This window comes from Staphylococcus sp. GDY8P72P (assembly GCF_016890655.1).
Lineage (GTDB): Bacteria > Bacillota > Bacilli > Staphylococcales > Staphylococcaceae > Staphylococcus > Staphylococcus arlettae.
On the sequence record NZ_JAFEQJ010000011.1, the window covers coordinates 46807 to 66989 of the forward strand.

Here is a 20183-nt window from a genome sequence, read left to right on the forward strand (position 1 = left end):
TTATATTTATTCTTAAAAATGAATTAATATTCGTTATCATACACCTCGACTGTTAATAAGTCAAATTAAATTTCAGCTTATTTCCTGTTATAAAACACGCTTTGAATTATTAATAAACGTTGCATCTATTATTAAATTCTAGTTACGTGTTAACTATTGCTCATGCTTTATTCATTCATTAAAAACAAAGTCATAGCAATTCTTTTAAATTAATATTTCAAAATCCAAATGTATAATAAGTTGTGCCACACACGAAATTCTAAAAATTGTTAATATTCTGAAAAAATAAGTATAACATACTCTCAAACTATTACAACTGTTGTTAACGTAAAATTACATTCAAATTTACATACACAATTTATGCAAGTTTCAAGATAATAATAAATCCGACAAATGAACATATGCTATTTGCCGGATTTATGCATGAGTTATTTCATACTTCTATTAATATTTACTTTGAGGTTGTTGAGTCTAGTTGTTGTTCTGCTTTTAATTGTGCAGTCATATTTTTATTAATTTTTTTTGCACGTTTAAAATAGATGCTTTCAAAGTAACTCGTCGTACCTAATTTATAGAAGATTAAAGCTACGATGATAATAACTACAAAATCATATGGATAATGTATTAAGTTTAATCCTTTAAATTCCTTACTACCTATAAACGATAAGAAGGCTAAAGTAATTAAATACACAATAATCCATAAACTACCACCGATTTGTTTTTTCGTGTTTTTCCAATTCATTTTGTATTCATAAAAGAAATAAATTGGCAAGCCTAATATAATAATGAAAATCACTTGAGCTGTAGTTGGCCACATCGCCCAATAAATTGCTAAAGAAGCTAAAACGAACGAAAATGGTGCCATAAATTTCAACATACTTGCTCTAAATGGTCTATGCATTTGCGGCGCCATTTTACGTAATGAAATAACCGTCGTAGGTCCAGTTAAATACGCAACTAGTGTAGCCGTTGAAATAACACTCGCTAACACTGCCCAATCACGGAATAAAGAAACCATTATCATACTTATGATAGCATTGAAAATAATTGCTACTCGTGGAATTTTGTACCTTTCATTCATCTGTCCTAAGAATTTCGGTATATGTCCATTTTTTTCCATTGCACGTAACACACGACCTGTAACGGCCACAAATGATACACCAGTACCAAATGGTGAAACCACTGCTTCAATATAAAGTAAAATAGCTAGCCAATTCAATCCAAGTAAAATAGCCATATCAGCAAATGGTGAGTTGAAATTAATACCTGCCCAACCATTGCCGTGGAGCATATCGCTTGGCATTGATGTAATAAAGGTACTTTGCAACACTATGTAAAGCACTGCACTTAATGTTAATGAAATGGCAATTCCTCTAGCAATATTCTTTTCTGGTTTCTCTATCTCAGAACCCATATTAATGATAGTTTGAAATGCATTAAATGAGAAAATAATTCCAGAAGCTGTTGTAGCTGCAAATATTGGCGCACTGCCATAAGGCATAAATGTACCAACTGAGTGCCCATAATTGCCAGTATCGAAGCCAGAAATCATTAACATGATAATTGTTAATAATGGAACACCTAATTTAAACACCGAAATCAGACTAGTGAATGAGGTTAATAATTTAACAGACCAATAATTTAATAATGAAAATATGATGATAATAACGAAGACAGCCAATAAGCCAATATTACTTATTGAGCCTCCTTCCATTAAATTGCCCATAAACTTAGCCCAATCCCAAGGCCATGAACTCATATACTGTACTGCAGAGACTGCTTCAATCGGGATAATTGTTACAAGGGATACCCAATTGGCCCAAGCTGCAATAAAACCAAGCAAAGAACCATGTGTATATTATGCATAGTTACTCATACCACCGGATTGAGGGAACATTGTTCCAATTTCAATATAGTTATACGCGATTGATCCAATAACCGCAAAACCGATAATCCATGAAATAATTGCTGCTGGTCCAGCAATAGAAGATGCTTCCCACGCACCAAATAACCAACCAGAACCAATAAGTGATCCTAAGCCTAGTAGTACGAGTTGCGCTAAATTAATCTTATTACTCTTATTCTGTTTTTCCATACAAACTCCTATAACATTTTTTGTCTTTTATACTCATCTTTATTCTTGTTATACACAATATACATTTTATTGTATAGTCGATTATTATACACTTATTTAAAAACCAGTCAAACAGCTAACAATATATAACATTAATTGTATAAAAATACGTTATATAGCTAATTGATGCATAATCGTTTTTTTGAATTAACTTCGTTTATGCTATACGTACAGTCAATAAATCGGCACTTGCTTATGTAACTTATTTATTCATAAATTTTATAATTTCTATGCTTTCCACTGAACAATACTTTGACTCATACAGCCCTTTATAAAAACATTTAACCGTTTACATAATCATATAAATTATAAATTTGGTACATTTTTCTCTATAATAATATTTTTTACACTTTGCGAGTGATATATGCATTTTTTCTCATGAAATTAGCCTTTATTTTGTACGATTTAATGTAACACAAATACGCTGCCGTAAAATTCTACACGCTACGAATAAGCATAAAAAAGAAGAGCAGAGCAATCTTATTTTCAAAAGATTACTCTGCTACCCCATATTTATCTACTTTTTAATATGCTAAGCCATTACTGAGGCTTATCTTCTTCTGTCCACCACAATGCATCTTTAGGATTTTTAATCACTTCTTCATACTCTGACTGACTTTCTACATTCGGATATGCACCACGTAATGATTTATTTGACGTTGACTTGAACATAAAGCCAAAGATTAATAAACCAATAACATTAATAGCTACTAAGTAATAAGATGGTGCAATTTGTTGGCCAGTTGTTTCCACTAAAGTTGATAAAATGAATGGCGTTAGGCCACCAAAAATAGCAGCACCAATATTATATACCAATGATAATGTTCGCAATCTTACTTTAGTATGGAACATACTTGGTAACAGTGAAGGCATAACACCTTCAAACGTTGACATAAACAGTGCAATAATAAAGAGACCTATAATTACAACTGGAATGGATGGTATAGTCATTAGCCAAAATGCCAAAATTGAAAATAAGCTAAATCCTGCAAGTCCAAACATCGTTGTACGTTTATTGCCCACTTTATCACTATACCAACCAAAGAAAAAGACTGCCGGTATCATAAGTGCCATGGTTATCGTACTTAATATAGATCCCATCGTACCACCTAGATTAATTGTGGTATTTAAAAATGATGGCATGTATGACAGCACCATGTAGTTAGCAACATTTAAAAATGCTACACCAGTAAAGCACACAATAACGTCTTTCCAATAATATTTGAAGATATCTAAATAAGAATATTCTAATTCTTCTTGTTCTTCTAACGTAGATTCATATGCCGGACTCTCATCCAAACTACTACGCAGAATAATACCGACAATACCTAGTGGAGCTGCAATAATAAACGGTATTCTCCAACCCCAATCAGCCATTTGTTGGTCTGATAATAAAGCATACATTGTACCAGCCAATATTGCTGCCAAAATATTACCTGCCAATGTACCGATTTCTAAGCCACTTCCTAATTTACCGCGAGTACTATCAGGTGAAGACTCAGCAATAAAAGTCATGGCGCCTGCATACTCTCCTCCTGTTGAAAAGGATTGTATCATTCTAACTACAAGTAACATAATAGGTGCCCAAATGCCTATTTGATCTTGTGTTGGTAACAGACCTAACATCAACGTAGATGCGGCCATTAATAAAATTGTAGTAGATAATACAATTTTTCTACCATATTTATCTCCAAGGTGGCTGAAGAAAATACCACCTATTGGTCTTACTATAAAAGCAAATGCAAATACTGCAAAAGTTGAAATGATTTGCATTTCTTGAGGTAAATTACCAAAAAAGTTTGCACTAAGTATGACTGCCAACTGGGCATACAAACCAAAGTCAAACCACTCTATTGCATTACCAATCCCCGTGGCAACGACTGTTTTTTTGGCTTTACTTGAATCAACGTGATTCACGTTTTCCTTTTTGAATTTCACACAAAAACACCCCTTATTTGTATCTACCTTTACAAATAACCTATTCAGATAAATATAAACACCAAATTAGAAATTTTAATTTTACACACTTTTGCTAAATTAAAATATCTTTCGTTATTTATGCACTTAAAGTTAATACTAAGTTGCTAAAACACTAATCATAAATAAGTTCATTAAAGGGTTAAGCAACTTAATTCACTTTTTTTTAGCGTGGTATAATAAAGTAGTTATATTTAACTTGGAGGTGCAAACATATGAAACAACTTTATTTTAATCATGACGGTGGCGTGGATGATTTAATTTCATTATTCTTATTATTACAAATGGAAAACATTAATCTTATTGGTGTAAGTGCAATTGGCGCAGATAGTTATGTAGAACCTGCAACGAGTGCATCCCAAAAAATTATCAATCGCTTTTCAACTACACAGATAGATGTTGCCGCTTCTAAAGAACGTGGCAAAAACCCATTCCCTAAAGATTGGCGTATGCATGCCTTTTTTATGGATGCTTTACCTATTTTAAATGAACCTACCGCTTCACAGTCTACAATACTTGATACCGACGCCTATCAAGATATTATTGACAAAGTAAGTCAATCTTCTGAGCCTGTAACCTTATTATTTACTGGACCATTAACTGATTTAGCTAAAGCTTTAGCAGTAAATCCAACTATAGAACACAATATTGCACGTTTAGTATGGATGGGAGGCACATTCTTATCAAAAGGTAATGTTGAAGAGCCGGAACATGATGGCAGTGCCGAATGGAATGCTTTTTGGGACCCTGAGGCTGTAGCTGCAGTATTTAATACTACTATTTCAATTGATATGGTTGCGCTTGAAAGTACCAATCAAGTACCGTTAACACCTGCTATTCGACAACAATGGGCCGACGAACGTCATCATATCGGGGTTGATTTCTTAGGAGTTAGTTACGCAGCAGTTCCACCACTAACACATTTCCAAACAAACTCTACTTACTTTTTATGGGATGTATTAACAACTGCTTATATTGGTAAACCTGAATTAGTACATCAATACACTGTGAAAGCCGCTGTTATCACTGATGGTCCTAGCCAAGGTAAAATTTACCAAGATGAAACTAACGGTCGAGAAGTAGACGTTGTTACTCATGTTGATCATGATGACTTTTTCTTATATATTACTGATTTAGCTAAAAAAGTTACACACTAACTTACAACACACATAGGAAGCGCTACAAAGACCTAGTGTTATTAAAAATTTTGTCGTCTCAATCTCTTGCTTTAAACATAAACGAACCTTAGGCTACTTTCACCTAAGGTTCGTTTAATATTGAAAGTTTTTTGGCCAATTACAGAAGAAAGCCCACTAGCCAAAGACACTAGCCTAAGGCAACGCCTACGGAAGTCTGTACAAAAAATCTGCCAATAAAACCGAAAACTTTGTCTGTATCCTCTTGTTTTATTGTCAGTAAACAGACCTTAAACATTAGTACTCCAAAAGATTTTTCTATATATTAGCAGTAATTTGAGCCGACTCCTGCGGGAATAGCACTAGCTGAAGACTACAGGTTGAAGCAGTGCCCGCGGAAAGCGTGCACAAAAACTGCTAACAAAATCGGTTTTCACTACATCCACTGAAATGATTCCTAGACACCTCTCGCTCACCTTTATACTGTCAATAACTTGTTGGAGTTAAAAACTGTTCATCTATAATCGAACGTGTATGTTGTTGTAAATGCGCTACAGACATATCACTATCTTCTTTAAACTGTACAGAATGTTTATCTGCTAACTTAGTTGGATATCGATGTAACGGATATACAGCAAAATTATATCTGCTATCGCTATTGCCAGGGTCTACAATTTCATTATGAATGACTAATGATTTCCACCGTACATCCTCAATCGACACCCCGTTAGGACTTTTGTTAATATCAAAATTCACACTTCCACCAAGGATATTTTTCTCGTCACCTGTTTCTTGGCCATTAAGAAAATTTCCCAGTGAATAGGCTACCAAAGTACGCTGACCATGCTTTCCTTCAACCCATTCCATTGGTTGTATAACGTGAGGATGCATACCTAAAACAACATCAACACCTTCATCTGCAAACAATTGTGCATAATACCGTTGCTTGTTACTAGGCTTACTTTTGCCTTCTTTGCCCCAATGCGCGGATACAATAATTACATCACTTAATTTACGCGCTTTAGCAATATCACGTTTAATCACCGCTTCATCGAAATAATTAATATGATAAGGCGCTTTACGCTTTAGACCATTCGTACCATATGTATAACTCAGCATAGCAACTTTAATACCTTTAACTTTTTTAATTGGAATATTATTACGATCTTCGGACGACTTAAATGTACCAGTGTACATTGTACGATGACGCTTCCATAAATCAATTTGATGTTCCAATCCAGCTACTCCTTGATCTAAAGCATGATTATTAGCCCCATTAATAAGATTAAAACCACTTGCTACTACATTTTGTGCTAACTGGCTTGGTGTATTAAAACGTTTAAAACCTGAAAATGCTTTATCATCTCCACCCATAGGAGATTCTTGATTAATATACGCTATATCTGCTGATTGAATATACTGTTCTACTGGTTTATACATTTCACTAAAATCAAACGTACCATCTTGTTGACTCGCATCATTATAAACTACAGGATGGATTAAGTTGTCACCTACTGCCACAACAGAGGTATGTTTGTCCAAATATTTCAGTTCATTTAACGTTGTATAACCAACACACAAAAATAAAATAATCACTAAACTGAACGTTAGTCTATATTTCTTCATTTTATTATCCCCTTATATATGTGTGATTATAATAATGAATTAAAAAAAGTAATCATAAAAACATAAGTTTGTTTAATATGATTACTTTTATTATATTATTCTAGAATCGTTTGACTCTCTTTTTCATGCAACATTTGAGTTATTTGATTATATTCATTCATCACAGCTACTTTAGGAACATGTGACTGGAGTTCTTCTTCATTCAGAGCAACATAGGTCATAATAATTACAATATCATCCACTTCAACCAAACGTGACGCAGCACCATTCAAACAAATCTTGCCACTACCTCGTTCACCTTCAATAACATACGTTTCAAAACGCGCACCGTTATTATTATTTACAATCGCTACTTTTTCATTAGGTAAAATATCCACAGTTTCTAGTATATCTTTATCAATCGTAATGCTGCCTACATAATTCAAATTAGATTCTGTCACTCTGGCTCTGTGAATTTTAGCATTCATCATTGTTCTAATCATTAAGATACCTCTCCTATTATAATATTATCGATCAAGCGTGCTGTAGAAAATTTCACTGCTAAAGAAATAAAAATACGTCCTGATATGTACTTTTGTTCCTTTAATTCTGGATAACTGTATACAGCAACTTCTTCTACATTACCACTCGTATGAGAGGTCAAACATTGTGTCACACCTTTTATGAGCACGTCACTGCGACGTTCACCTTCATCATATAATTGCTTAGCATAGCACAAACTTTTGTATAAATGTACTGCTTCTTCACGTTCTTGAGTAGTAAGATAAATATTGCGTGAACTTTTAGCTAAACCATCTGCTTCCCTAATAATACCAACACCTACAATACGAATATTATGATTAAAGTCTGCTACCATTTTTTCAACAATAGCTAATTGTTGGGCATCTTTTTTGCCGAAGTAAGCAACATCTGGTTGAATAATATTAAATAATTTATTTACCACTGTAACGACACCATCAAAATGACCTGGTCGTTGTGCACCTTCTAACACTGTAGCAAGTCTACCTACTTTTAACGCTACACCTAATTCAGCTGGATACATATCATCAACTGATGGATAAAACACATAATCCACACCTACAGTCTCTACTAAACTGACATCTTGTTCAATTTGCCTTGGATATGCATCAAAATCTTCATCAGGCCCAAACTGTAAAGGATTTACAAATACACTCGCAACAGTGATATCTTGCTCTCTCACAGATTGTTGCATCATGGTTAAATGACCATCATGTAGTGCACCCATTGTAGGTACAAAACCTATAGATTTATTTGATTTTCTTAATTGTAGCATTAACGATTGCATCTCTTGAATATTTGAAATAACTTGTGTCATTGTTCTACTCCTCGTCCCAAACTTTCTTTTTGTACGTATGTTCAACTGATGGAAATTCATGCTTTTTCACTTCTGTATGGTATTGTTGCAATGCTTCAACACCTATAGCAAAATCACCATATTGTTTGACGAATTTAGCATGTCGGTCTACACCATAATTTAAAACATCGTGATAGACCAATACTTGCCCATCTGTACCAACACCTGCACCAATACCGATCACCGGAATAGTCAAAGTCTTACTAATTTTACGTGCTAAGTCACTAGGCACAGCTTCTAACACAAGCATAATTGCGCCAGCTTGTTCCATGCGTTGTGCATCAGCTACTAACTGTTGTGCTGCTTCAGTCGAAGCACCTTGCATTTTATAACCCATAATACCGACACTTTGTGGTGTTAACCCAAGATGGGGTACGACTGGGATGCCTAATGCTTTACAACGTATAATAAATGATTCAATATGTGCACCTTCAGCTTTAATCGCATGTGCCCCACTTTGTTGATATAAACGAACTGCATTAGCTATATCTTGGTCTGGATTACTGCCCACCGTCCCAAAAGGCATATCAACAACGATAAACGTATTCGGTGCGCCTCGCTTCACAGCTTTACTATGATGTATCATATCGTCTAAAGTAACTTGAACTGTACTGTCATAACCAAGCACTGTCATACCTAAAGAATCACCGACTAATATCGTATCAATATGCGCTGCTTCTACTTGTTTGGCACTTGGATAGTCATAGGCAGTGAGCATAGATATCTTTTCCTTATTTTGTTTCATTGTTAATAAATCACTTATAGTTTTAACCATCATTTAACCCCATTTGTTATAATATTAGCAATAGTATATAAAAATCATACCCAAAAAGGAAGTAGTAAGATATGACAAAATTTGCTGTAATTGGACCAGGTGCTGTAGGTTGTACTATCGCTTATGAACTCAAAAAATCTTTTTCTACTGTAAGTTTATTAGGACGTCAACATAAGACGATCAATTATTACCCGGGAGATAATAATGTAGCACAACCGCTAAATGTCACACCATTAACCGAAGCTAAAGGTAAGGTTGATGTTGTATTTGTTGCTGTCAAAACGTATCAATTAGATTCTGTAATGCCTCATATACAACGGATTTGCTCCTCTAATACACTTGTAATTTTAGCGCAAAATGGTTACGTCAATACAGATAGTTTACAGCTACCGCATATCTATCAAGCAGTAGTCTATATTAGTGGCCAAAAGCAGCACGATAACGTGTTGCACTATCGAGATGAAATACTTCATATTCAAAAAGATTCACATACACAAGCACTTGCACGACAACTTCAACATACACAACTCACTTTAGTTTTAGAAGACGATATCACTACTAAAATTTGGTATAAATTGCTTGTTAATTTGGGTATTAATACAGTTACTGCGTTAACACAAACACCTGCCAAAGTATTACAAACTGAAGAGGCTAAACAATTATGTCGTGACTTATTACTTGAAGGTGTACAAGTTGCTAAAGCTGAAGGCATTCAGTTACCTCAAACTATTGTTGATGACATCTTTTCTATTTATAATGGTTATCCTGATGAAATGGGTACAAGTATGTATTATGACTATTTACACTCACGTCCTATAGAAGTAGAAGCCATACAAGGTTTTATCTTTCATAAGGGAATTAAACACAATTTAGCAATACCTACAATTCGTACAACTTATAAATTACTTCATGCCTATCAACAACATGTAAAGTTATAAAGCATAAAACTATTTAAATTAACATTTTACATCGTCACTTACTATAGATATACAAAAAGAACTTGGAACATTAAACACGTTCCAAGTTCTTTTACTCTACAATTATTTTACAGCTTTGACGCTATTATTTAATTGTTCCAGCATCTTTGTCACTAACACCGTGTTGATAGTAGTCAACATACTCAGGTGCTAATAATTCTTTACCACGAATTATGTCTGCTGCTTTTTCTGCCATCATTAATACTGGTGCATGGATATTACCATTTGTTGTACGTGGCATTGCTGAAGCATCCACAACACGTAAGTTTTCCATACCATGTACTTTCATTGTCTCTGGATCAACTACTGACATTGGATCTGATGCCGGACCCATCTTCGCACTACATGAAGGGTGTAATGCTGTTTCGCCATCACGTTTAACCCAGTCAATAATTTCTTCAGGTGTTTGCACTTCTGGTCCTGGTGAAATTTCACCACCATTATATTTATCCATAGCTGACTGTTTTAAAATATTACGCGCAACTTGAATAGCTTCTACCCATTCACGTTTATCTTCTTCTGTAGATAAATAGTTAAAGACAAAGTTTGGTTTTTCAAATGGGTCTTTTGATTTAATTTTTAAATGACCACGTGAGTTAGAGTACATTGGTCCTACGTGTACTTGATAGCCATGTGCAACTGGTGCTTTTTGACCATCGTATCTTACAGCTATTGGTAAGAAGTGGAACATTAAGTTTGGATAATCTACTTCGTCATTCGAACGTACAAAGCCGCCACCTTCAAAGTGGTTAGATGCTGCTGCACCTTTACGTGCAAATAACCATTGCATACCAATCCAAGGCATTTTTAGTTTATTTAAACTTGGTTGTAATGAAATTGGTTCCTTACTCTTATGTTGTACGTAAACTTCTAAATGGTCTTCAAAGTTTTCGCCTACACCTGGTAAATCAATACGAGGTTCAATATCCATAGATTTTAAGAACTCTGCATCACCAATTCCAGATAATTGTAATAATTGTGGGGTATTGATGGCACCACCTGATAAAATAACTTCTTTTGCATTTATCGTTTGTTCTTTGCCATTACGTTTAAAGGTAACGCCAGAAACTTTATTATTACTTTCAAAGTTAATTTTCGTAACAAATGCACGTGTTAACACATCTAAGTTTTTACGACGCATTGCAGGGTGTAAGTATGCTCTTGAAGCTGACACACGACGGCCATTACTTACGTTACTATCGAAAGGTCCAAAACCTTCTTGACGGTAACCATTCACATCTGGTGTCTTATTATAGCCCGCTTCTACACCAGCTTCGAAAAATGATTGGAATAATGGGTTATCTGCTGGTCCACGTCTTAATTTTATCGGACCATGATGACCACGATATTGATCGTCTTTTGTTGCACCAAATGTATTTTCTAATCGTTTGAAATATGGTAAGACGTGTGCAAAGTCCCAGCCTTCCATACCTTCTGGTTCTGCCCACTTTTCATAATCAAGTGGATTACCGCGTTGATAAATCATACCGTTAATAGAACTTGAACCGCCTAACACTTTACCTCGGGCATGTCCTACTTTACGACCATCCATAAATGGTTCTGCATTTGTTTCATAAATCCAGTCATATAGTTTATTACCTGCTGGATACATTAACGCTGCTGGCATTTGAATTAATAAATCCCAAAAATAGTCACTACGTCCTGCTTCTAACACTAATACATTTTTCGATTTATCTTCACTTAAACGTGCGCCTAGTACTGATCCAGCACTACCGCCACCAATAATTATATAATCATAAGATTGTTTCATGTGTGTAAAAACCTCCTAAGTTTGTCTTAATTGTGTTCTTATTTACCAAACCAATTCACTGGTTCTGGATTTGTATTACGTAATATATGTTTTTCTTCTTGATATTCTGCTAGTCCTGCTTTACCTAACTCTCTACCAATACCTGATTGTTTGTAGCCACCCCAAGGTGCTTGTGCAAAATATGGATGGAAATCATTAATCCATACCGTACCCATTTTCAACTTACTCGCAACGCGTTCTGCTTTACCTACATCATTCGTAAAGACGCCACCAGCTAAGCCATAAATAGAATCGTTAGCTAATTGAATCGCTTCTGATTCTGTATCAAAGCCTTCAATTGTTACTACTGGACCAAAGACTTCTTCCTGCACGATGCGCATTGAAGTATCACAATTTGTAATTACAGTTGGTTCAAAGAAGAAACCGTCTTGTAAATCTTCACGCTCTGGACGTTTACCACCAATCGCAATCGTTGCGTTCTCGTCTTTTGCAATTTCCATGTAGTTTTCAATTTTCGTTCTATGTTCTGCAGAAATGACTGGTCCCATTTCTGTTGTTTCATCAAAGCCATTACCTAATTTGATATTTTTTACACGTTCGATTAGTGCTGCTTCAAATTTATCTTTGATATCGTTATGCACAATAATTCTAGAACCTGCGGAACATACTTGTCCTGCGTGGAAATAACCACCATTTAAAGCTTGATCCACTGCTAAATCAAAATCAGCATCGTCAAAGATGACGTTAGGGTTTTTACCACCTAATTCTAGGGCGATATTTGTCACATGGTCCGCTGCTTGCTTCATAATGTGTTTACCAGTTTGAATTCCACCTGTGAAAGAAACTAAGTCTACTTCTGGATGAGAAGATAACGGTTCTCCTACTTCAGATCCTTTACCTAAGACTAAGTTGATAACCCCTTTAGGGAAACCTATTTCTTCCATTAATTCGAATACTCGAATCGTTGTTAAAGGCGTAATTTCACTTGGCTTCATAACTAAGGAACAACCAGCTACTAATGCTGGTGCAATTTTCCATGAAGCTTGTAATAAAGGATAATTCCATGGTGTAATTTGTGTCACCACTCCTACAGGCTCTTTTACAACTTTACTTGTTGAGTTTGGAATTGGTGAATCGATTAATTCACCTCCGTCTTTATCGCCTAAACCTGCAAAATACATAAAGACATTATGGATATCGTCCATATCAGCATATGATTCTTCCAAAGTCTTACCAGTATCTAATGTTTCTAGTCTTGCTAATTCTTCTTTATTCGCTTTGATTGCATCTGCAATTGCTCTTACTTTCTGTGCTCTGACTTCACTTGTTTCTTGAGTCCATTCACCTAATTCAACCGATTCTCTCGCTGCCAAAATTGCGCGTTCAGCATCTTCGGCTGTGCCTTCTGCAACTTCTATAATTGTTTCTTGATTATATGGATTGATAATTTTACGTGTTTCATTATTTGCACTATCTACCCACTCACCATCAATATATTGACGACGAGATAAATTGTTTACAAGTTCCATCAAAATACCTCCGTTAACTTTGTTAAATTTTTATTTAACGAATTTTACAAACTTATGTTAGCATAGTAATTGAAAGTGTGTCAAACGCATTTAATTATTAAAATCGACGCTATACATCAAAATATCATGTAGTATTATGGTAATATTGGTATCAACGCGTCTTATTTTATTAATAATATTATGAATGGATTTGGAGGTGCACCTTATGGTGAATAAAGAACAACCTGAAGTGTTAGTAGACCAAGCTAAAGATATTGTTATCAATGCAATCGGTGCAACTATGGACTTGTATGGTATTAATCGGAGCGTCGGAAATTTGTATGGCACGATGTTATTTGAAGAAAGCATGACTTTAGACGAAATGCGTCAACAACTTCAAATGAGTAAACCTAGTATGAGTGCCGGTGTCAAACGTTTACAAGAATACGATATCGTGAAACAAAAATTCACGCGTGGTAGTAGAAAGCAACACTTTATTGCAGAAAAAAACTTTTTCAATTTCTTCAGTAACTTCTTCCCTCATAAATGGAATCGAGAGATTGAAATTAATAGAGACGGTGTTTATGAGGCGGTTGAACTTTTAGATAAGCTCATCAATGATGAACAGGTTGACGCTGATACTAAAACAGAAGCTGAAACAATTAAACAGCAACTTATCGACACGTTACCTTACTATGAATGGCTGGCAAATTTAAGTGACGCTATTGAATCAGGTGAAATTTTTGAATATTTCCCAATTCCAGAACAAAAAGAAATTAAATAACGTAGACAAGAGACTAGGACAATATTGATTGTCCTAGTCTTTTGTTATATTGGCAGTAGCTGACTGCATTGCAAATGCGCTTCAAACCAAGCTTTTTTCAATACTAGTCATCATTGCCGGGGGCCGACTTCTGTGGGAACAGCACACGCCGAAGACTACAGGCTGAGGCAGTGACCGCAGAAAGTGCACAAAAAAACTGCCGACAAGGTCAGTGACATTGTCGACAGCTTAGCGCTATAACTAATACTTTTGCGCTTCTGTTATTTATAAGTTATCATCTTGCTTTTTCTCACCAATTTGTGTAATGCGCAATGAACGACGTTCTATCTCTTTATATTTATCAGCACGACGTTGTAATTTCAATCGATCTTTATTTAACGTTTGAATAAACGAGTACATCATCATCACAAATATGACTAGCAGTGGCACACTGGAAACTACGGTGGCCGTTTTAAGTACGGTCATCGCTTCCTCACCACCTACTAACATTAATGAAAATGGTAGTAAACATAATGCAAAAGCCCAAAATAGACGATTGGCTTTGATTGGCTCTCCAATAACCATATTTTGTGATGCAGCAGCTAAGATATATGCGCCTGAATCAAATGTCGTTGCTAAGAATAAAATAGCTGAGATACAGAATAATACAATGACAACCTTACCTAACGGCAAATGATCTAAAATTGAAATTATGGTTGCTTCTGGTCCCATCGAATTGATATGACTTACAACATCAAAAGTACCTGAAACTTGTAAATATACTGCATAGTTTCCAAAGATACCAAAGAACAACATACAACCGAATGTGCCATATATTATCGTTCCTAAAACAACTTCTTTCAGTGTACGGCCACGTGAGATACGAGCAATAAATAAGCCGATAAATGGCGCATAAACGAACCACCAACCCCAATAGAATACTGTCCATGACTCAGGGAATTTCGTATCTTTATGACCAGGTATACTCGCTTCTGGTTCTAACCAAGTCGCCATTTGGAAAAAGTTTTTAAACATATTACCGGCACTTGTCACTGTATTTTCTAAAATATACAATGTTGGCCCGACAATGAGTACAAATGCTAGTAAAACAAATGCTAATATCACATTGGCATCGCTGAGAACTTTAATACCTTTTTTCAAACCCGAGTATGAACTATAAGCAAAAATAGCAGTAACACCTAATAAAACTATACTTTTGGTAATCATACTATTACCGTCAACGCCAAAAAGATTTTCCAAACCGGCTGAAACCATTGGCACACCTAATGCTAATGACGTCGCCGTTCCACCAACTAAACCAAGTATAAATAATACGTCAATAATTTTAGCAATAAATCCATCCGTGTGACCTTTTAAAATTGGTCTCATCGTTTGACTAATTTTATAAACTGGCTTGTTTTTCACAAAAATCAAATAACCAATAGCTAATGCTGGCAATACAAATGATGCCCATGCAATTGGTCCCCAATGGAACATGCCATACATTGTGGCATATTCTAAAGCTTCCGCTGACTTACCTTTTGCCCCATGCGGTGGAACTTGGAAATAATAAACCCATTCTATTAATCCCCAATATAAAATATCAGAAGCGATTCCAGCACAAAACAACATTGCTGCCCAACTAAATGTATTAAACTCAGGTCGGTCATTCGCACGACCCAAAGTGACATTTCCATACTTACCAAATGCAATGTACAGTACAAAAATTAATACTGCCAAACCGATAACTATGTATGCGACACCTAAATTGGTAGTCACTATATCATTTAATTGAGTAATAAAAACTTCGCTTGCTTTTGGAAAAACCATCATAGGAATAACACAAATTAATAAAATAGCAAAAGCACCTATGAAGGTTGTCCAATCCATAACCTTACTTCTACGTTCTTTTTCTTTATCCAAAAATGGGTCCCCCAATCAAATTGATTTTCATATTCCAAACATTTCATTACGCTAGCGCGAAAACAAATGCATAAGATTTAATTCACAAACATGAGGTTAACTAAAAATATATAATAATGCAAATTGCATACAGTTTTCAGAATCTTTCACGATGAATAAATATATATATTACATATTTTTCTTTCTCATAAAAATCGCCACAATCATAGTGTTAAATTTGAATTTAACGAAATGAACAAATCTTACGATAGTATAATTGTGAATTTTTATTCGTTTTTATAGTATAAATATCCATTTTAAAAAATTAAAATACACGCTATTTTTTGCATGCACTGCATAAACTCAATTTGACATATCAACCTCATTTTCTAGCTGATTTTATTTCTTCTGCAAAATATCATATGTCCTTATTTATCGCTGTATTTTATTATTTTTGAAAAGTAAATATTGCGTATTTTGCTTGGTAACATTATTTATTACTCGTAAAAATTGCTAAATTCAATAATTTTTATTTCAATAAGTGAATAGTTATTGTCAAGGGCACACGTTTTAAGTAGTATTGATATTATAAAAATTGTTTTATCTATGAAACGAGGGAATGTTATGTGGACTTATTATGCTGAATATTGGCGCAATGCTTTAAACTTTAAGGGGCGTTCTAGACGTAAAGCACTGTGGTATCCAATATTATTAAATCATGTTATTTTTACAGCTGTGATTAATATTTTTTGTGCTACTGTTTTAAGCTTTTCTGAACAAAGTATTTCAATAGTAAACACACTACTCGCTTTAATCTTTTTTGTTCCAGATTATGCTGTGTCAACACGTAGGTTACATGATTCTGGAAGAACAATGTTATTACCAACATTGTTTGGTATTACATTACTGTATACGCAGTTACTGAGCTATATTGCACCAACAGGGACGTTTGCAATCATCATCACTTTCCCTATTAGTATTTTCTCCTTAGTCGTATCCATTTTGATATTGATTTTTTCTTTACTACCGGGAGATAAGCAGGTAAATGATTACGGTTCAAACCCACGCGTAAATCATATTTTTTAAGTATTTTTAAACTCTAACTTTATTATGTCACATTGTTGACCATTCAGTTTATGATTACCGACAATACAAAAAAGCTGGAACAAGGCCTATGTTCCAGCTTTTTTGTACTAATATACTATTGTTGGTCAGACGCAAAAGCAATACCAGCAGTCTGTCTCGCTTGCTCAAATGTTCTCATCACTGCTAGTGAATGTGTTAACAAGTCATAGCACTGTTTATAATCGCCTTGATCATAAATCTCTTTAAAATTTACAGTCTCATAATATAGCAAATTGTCTGTGAGTTGATTATTTAACTCATACTGACCATCTTTAAGATGCAATGTCACTTTATCAAAAGCGTTTGCACCATTCTCTATATGCATAAATCCTTCTTCACCTTGAATCTGTATGAAATCTATACCATTCGTATCTTTAGAACCAACACACGTGGCAAGAAAATCATCATATTGCAGGGTTAATATACCAGAAGTATCAATACCATTGGCATGTTTATTTGCCATATATTGCACGTCTCGAGGTTCTCCGAAGAGGCTGAGCACAAAGTGTAAGTTATAAATATTAATATCCGCTAGCGCCCCTCCAGAAAATTTAGGATTAAAAACATTCGGTGACTCTCCACGTAACAAGGCATCATATCTACTTGAATATTTTCCGTAATTACATTGAATCATTTTAATATGTCCTAATTTATGTAACTGCGCTTTTGCTAGTTGATAGTTGGGTAAATGTATCGTCGTTATGGCTTCAAACAGCATTAGTTTTTGGTCACGTGCTAATTGGATAAGTGCTTCTGCTTCTTTTACTGTTGATGTTAATGGTTTTTCACAAATAACATGTTTACCATGTTTGAGTGCTTCACTTGCATACTTATAATGCAAACTATTAGGTGAAGCAATATATATTACATCTATAGTATTATCATTAAAAAAAGCATCTATATTTGTATGTATCGTATCAATACCGTAAGTGTCCGCTAACACCTTAGCATTATCGTAATTACGTGTGTACATAGCAACGCAACTAACGTCTTCAATTTCACCAATCGCTGACAAAAAGCGATCGACTATAAAACCAGTACCAATTGTCCCTATTTTCATGACAGCATCTCCTACCCTTGTTTTATTTTATCGTTACAGTAATACAATTTGTAACGCGCTTACTTTCTATAGTTCATGATTCATTACTAAAATGCAACTAAATATGCTTATGCATGTTAGCAATCAACATTGGAACACTTCAATTTGTTATAATAGAATCGTCTTTTACACATTACATAGCTTAAAATTTTATATTAATGAGGTTGTTATATGACACAAACGAACAAAACACAAATTATTGATTATTGGAATAAACGTGCCACCACTTTTAGTGAAGATAAACAAGCTGAATTGGAAAGTGACCATGCAACATCATGGTTAACTGAAATTTCACGTTATATTACGATTCATCCAAATATGCGTATTTTAGATATTGGTACAGGCGCTGGCTTTTTAGCTATTTTATGCGCACAACAAGGTGCAACTGTTAACGGTATTGACTTATCTCCTGAGATGGTTCACTCTGCGCAACAGAACGCAGCTCGTTTTCAACAAACTATAGATTTTCAAATTATGGATGCAGAATCTTTAAACTTTGATAATCAAACATTTGATGTAGTCATTGCACGCAATGTGACGTGGTTACTACCACATCCAAAAGCAGCATATCAAGAATGGCTGCGTGTCTTAAAACAGGATGGTATTTTAATCAATATCGATGCTAATTATGGCCAAGATAGCTTCACATCTTATCAAGATTTCACGAATGACCATGCCCATGCAAAACTCGGAGATGATATGTTAACAGAAAGTGAGACCATCAAACAAAATTTAACAATTAATAAACAACCTAGACCTACTTATGACTTTCAATTATTACTTGAGTTAGGTTACGAAGACATTACTGCAGATACTTCCGTACATGGACGTGTTTATCAGCATCAAGATGCCTTTTACAATCCAGCACCTGTCTTTATGCTAAGCGTGCGTAAATAAATAGCGAAACTATGCTTGTCGAACACTACATCGTAAATAACTATAATTTTTTAAACGTGGGCTTTCTTTTACAACTGTATAGTATAACAATTGCGTTATTCGAAATTTTTTATCATACTAGAAGAGAATAAAATATAAGGAGTGAAAGTAATGAATACAGAACAACTTGAAAAAATCAAAACTGGAAAAGGTTTTATTGCGGCGTTAGACCAAAGTGGCGGTAGTACACCAAAAGCACTTAAAGACTATGGCGTAACTGAAGATCAATACAATAGTGAAGATGAAATGTTCAATTTAGTTCATGATATGCGTACGCGCATTGTAGCTTCACCTGCATTTACTTCAGACAAAATTGTCGGAGCAATTTTATTCGAACAAACAATGGATCGTACCGTTGATGGCAAATATACAGGTAATTACCTAGCTGATAAAGGCATTGTACCATTCTTAAAAGTCGATAAAGGGTTAGACGAACAAAAAGATGGTGTTCAATTAATGAAACCAATGCCAGAACTAGATAGCTTATTAAGTCGCGCAAACGAACGCAACATTTTTGGAACTAAGATGCGTTCTAACATTCTCGAATTAAATAAAGACGGCATTGATTTAGTCGTTAAACAACAATTTGACGTCGCTAAACAAATTATCGCTGCTGGTTTAGTACCAATTATCGAACCAGAAGTAAACATAAACGCAGAAAATAAAGCTGATATCGAAGCATATTTAGCTGACTCTATTTTAACTGAATTAAACAAGTTAAATGATGACCAGTTAGTCATGCTGAAATTAACGATTCCTACTAATCCAAATCAATATCAAACATTAATTAATCATCAAAATGTAGTACGTGTCGTTGCATTATCTGGTGGTTATAGTAGAGATGAAGCTAACAATTTACTTAAAGCCAATGACGGATTAATTGCCAGCTTCTCACGTGCTTTAATTAGTGACTTAAATGTAAATCAAAGTGACGAAGAATTCGACCGTATTTTAGGCGAAACGATTGAATCGATTTACGATGCTTCAGTAAATAAAAATGCCTAAATCCGTCGCTATATTTCCTAGGTAATATTATTATCAGGTCATTTCTATAAAGACTCAAAAAAGACTAATCTTGA

Annotated in this window: 15 protein-coding genes and 1 pseudogene; 6 read left to right on the plus strand and 10 right to left on the minus strand. The window is 34.7% G+C overall.

From position 1 onward, the window contains the following. Positions 1 to 451: 451 nt before the first annotated feature. Positions 452 to 2095, minus strand: a pseudogene (locus tag JVU85_RS05900) (APC family permease). A 579-nt stretch (positions 2096 to 2674) separates the two neighbouring features. Continuing rightward, positions 2675 to 4072: an MFS transporter gene (locus tag JVU85_RS05905; RefSeq protein ID WP_204171529.1), complete on the minus strand. Its 1398-nt coding sequence runs from the start codon at positions 4070 to 4072 to the stop codon at positions 2675 to 2677. Between the two features lie 254 nt (positions 4073 to 4326). Here JVU85_RS05905 and JVU85_RS05910 point away from each other — a divergent pair, with 254 nt between their 5' ends. Next, positions 4327 to 5268: a nucleoside hydrolase gene (locus JVU85_RS05910; protein WP_021459661.1), complete on the plus strand. Its 942-nt coding sequence runs from the start codon at positions 4327 to 4329 to the stop codon at positions 5266 to 5268. A 465-nt stretch (positions 5269 to 5733) separates the two neighbouring features. Here JVU85_RS05910 and JVU85_RS05915 read toward each other — a convergent pair whose 3' ends face one another. The 4 genes from JVU85_RS05915 to panB form a co-directional block, all read right to left on the minus strand. Continuing rightward, positions 5734 to 6873: a CapA family protein gene (locus JVU85_RS05915; protein ID WP_103388218.1), complete on the minus strand. Its 1140-nt coding sequence runs from the start codon at positions 6871 to 6873 to the stop codon at positions 5734 to 5736. 95 nt (positions 6874 to 6968) lie between these two features. Beyond that, entirely contained in the window at positions 6969 to 7355 is a 387-nt protein-coding gene (panD, locus tag JVU85_RS05920) for an aspartate 1-decarboxylase (protein ID WP_204171530.1), read from the minus strand. Beyond that, positions 7355 to 8209, minus strand: a complete 855-nt coding sequence (gene panC / locus JVU85_RS05925) for a pantoate--beta-alanine ligase (RefSeq protein WP_204172139.1) — start codon at positions 8207 to 8209, stop codon at positions 7355 to 7357. The genes panD and panC overlap by 1 nt, the downstream gene beginning before the upstream one ends. Positions 8210 to 8213: 4 nt before the next feature. Beyond that, positions 8214 to 9023 carry a 3-methyl-2-oxobutanoate hydroxymethyltransferase gene (panB, locus tag JVU85_RS05930; RefSeq protein WP_002508877.1) on the minus strand — a complete coding sequence of 270 codons (810 nt, stop codon included), beginning with the start codon at positions 9021 to 9023 and terminating at the stop codon, positions 8214 to 8216. A gap of 71 nt (positions 9024 to 9094) precedes the next feature. On the opposite strand from panB, the gene JVU85_RS05935 reads away from it, so the two are divergent. Then, entirely contained in the window at positions 9095 to 9961 is an 867-nt protein-coding gene (locus JVU85_RS05935) for an oxidoreductase (protein ID WP_002508878.1), read from the plus strand. A 124-nt stretch (positions 9962 to 10085) separates the two neighbouring features. Here JVU85_RS05935 and betA read toward each other — a convergent pair whose 3' ends face one another. Next, positions 10086 to 11771 (minus strand): choline dehydrogenase, encoded by a 1686-nt coding sequence (gene betA / locus JVU85_RS05940; RefSeq protein WP_021459665.1) that lies wholly within the window; start codon positions 11769 to 11771, stop codon positions 10086 to 10088. Positions 11772 to 11809: 38 nt separating this feature from the next. Further along, on the minus strand, positions 11810 to 13300 hold the full coding sequence (gene betB, locus JVU85_RS05945) for a betaine-aldehyde dehydrogenase (protein ID WP_193325426.1): 1491 nt from the start codon (positions 13298 to 13300) through the stop codon (positions 11810 to 11812). A gap of 205 nt (positions 13301 to 13505) precedes the next feature. Here betB and cudC point away from each other — a divergent pair, with 205 nt between their 5' ends. Next, the gene (gene cudC / locus JVU85_RS05950) at positions 13506 to 14063 is read left to right on the plus strand and encodes a choline uptake/conversion transcriptional regulator CudC (RefSeq protein ID WP_002508881.1); all 558 of its coding nucleotides are present in this window, start codon (positions 13506 to 13508) and stop codon (positions 14061 to 14063) included. A 264-nt stretch (positions 14064 to 14327) separates the two neighbouring features. On the opposite strand, the gene JVU85_RS05955 is transcribed toward cudC, so the two are convergent. Continuing rightward, positions 14328 to 15932 (minus strand): BCCT family transporter, encoded by a 1605-nt coding sequence (locus JVU85_RS05955; RefSeq protein ID WP_037579873.1) that lies wholly within the window; start codon positions 15930 to 15932, stop codon positions 14328 to 14330. A 636-nt stretch (positions 15933 to 16568) separates the two neighbouring features. Here JVU85_RS05955 and JVU85_RS05960 point away from each other — a divergent pair. Then, positions 16569 to 17030, plus strand: coding sequence for a DUF805 domain-containing protein (locus tag JVU85_RS05960; RefSeq protein WP_002509875.1), 462 nt, complete (start codon positions 16569 to 16571; stop codon positions 17028 to 17030). A 115-nt stretch (positions 17031 to 17145) separates the two neighbouring features. On the opposite strand, the gene JVU85_RS05965 is transcribed toward JVU85_RS05960, so the two are convergent. Next, positions 17146 to 18129, minus strand: coding sequence for a Gfo/Idh/MocA family protein (locus JVU85_RS05965; protein ID WP_002509874.1), 984 nt, complete (start codon positions 18127 to 18129; stop codon positions 17146 to 17148). 210 nt (positions 18130 to 18339) lie between these two features. On the opposite strand from JVU85_RS05965, the gene JVU85_RS05970 reads away from it, so the two are divergent. Together JVU85_RS05970 and JVU85_RS05975 are read left to right on the plus strand one after the other, a co-directional pair. After that, positions 18340 to 19065, plus strand: coding sequence for a class I SAM-dependent methyltransferase (locus JVU85_RS05970; protein ID WP_151508332.1), 726 nt, complete (start codon positions 18340 to 18342; stop codon positions 19063 to 19065). Between the two features lie 150 nt (positions 19066 to 19215). Next, entirely contained in the window at positions 19216 to 20109 is an 894-nt protein-coding gene (locus JVU85_RS05975; protein ID WP_193325424.1) for a fructose bisphosphate aldolase, read from the plus strand. The last annotated feature ends 74 nt before the right edge of the window (positions 20110 to 20183 follow it).

What these genes read in the sequence shown, in the direction of transcription:
- JVU85_RS05910 (WP_021459661.1), top strand. Translation starts at nt 4,327, where the DNA reads ATGAAACAACTTTATTTTAATCATGACGGTGGCGTGGATGATTTAATT.
- JVU85_RS05915 (WP_103388218.1), bottom strand. Translation starts at nt 6,873, where the DNA reads ATGAAGAAATATAGACTAACGTTCAGTTTAGTGATTATTTTATTTTTG.
- panD (WP_204171530.1), bottom strand. Translation starts at nt 7,355, where the DNA reads ATGATTAGAACAATGATGAATGCTAAAATTCACAGAGCCAGAGTGACA.
- panC (WP_204172139.1), bottom strand. Translation starts at nt 8,209, where the DNA reads ATGACACAAGTTATTTCAAATATTCAAGAGATGCAATCGTTAATGCTA.
- panB (WP_002508877.1), bottom strand. Translation starts at nt 9,023, where the DNA reads ATGGTTAAAACTATAAGTGATTTATTAACAATGAAACAAAATAAGGAA.
- JVU85_RS05935 (WP_002508878.1), top strand. Translation starts at nt 9,095, where the DNA reads ATGACAAAATTTGCTGTAATTGGACCAGGTGCTGTAGGTTGTACTATC.
- betA (WP_021459665.1), bottom strand. Translation starts at nt 11,771, where the DNA reads ATGAAACAATCTTATGATTATATAATTATTGGTGGCGGTAGTGCTGGA.
- betB (WP_193325426.1), bottom strand. Translation starts at nt 13,300, where the DNA reads ATGGAACTTGTAAACAATTTATCTCGTCGTCAATATATTGATGGTGAG.
- cudC (WP_002508881.1), top strand. Translation starts at nt 13,506, where the DNA reads ATGGTGAATAAAGAACAACCTGAAGTGTTAGTAGACCAAGCTAAAGAT.
- JVU85_RS05955 (WP_037579873.1), bottom strand. Translation starts at nt 15,932, where the DNA reads ATGGATTGGACAACCTTCATAGGTGCTTTTGCTATTTTATTAATTTGT.
- JVU85_RS05960 (WP_002509875.1), top strand. Translation starts at nt 16,569, where the DNA reads ATGTGGACTTATTATGCTGAATATTGGCGCAATGCTTTAAACTTTAAG.
- JVU85_RS05965 (WP_002509874.1), bottom strand. Translation starts at nt 18,129, where the DNA reads ATGAAAATAGGGACAATTGGTACTGGTTTTATAGTCGATCGCTTTTTG.
- JVU85_RS05970 (WP_151508332.1), top strand. Translation starts at nt 18,340, where the DNA reads ATGACACAAACGAACAAAACACAAATTATTGATTATTGGAATAAACGT.
- JVU85_RS05975 (WP_193325424.1), top strand. Translation starts at nt 19,216, where the DNA reads ATGAATACAGAACAACTTGAAAAAATCAAAACTGGAAAAGGTTTTATT.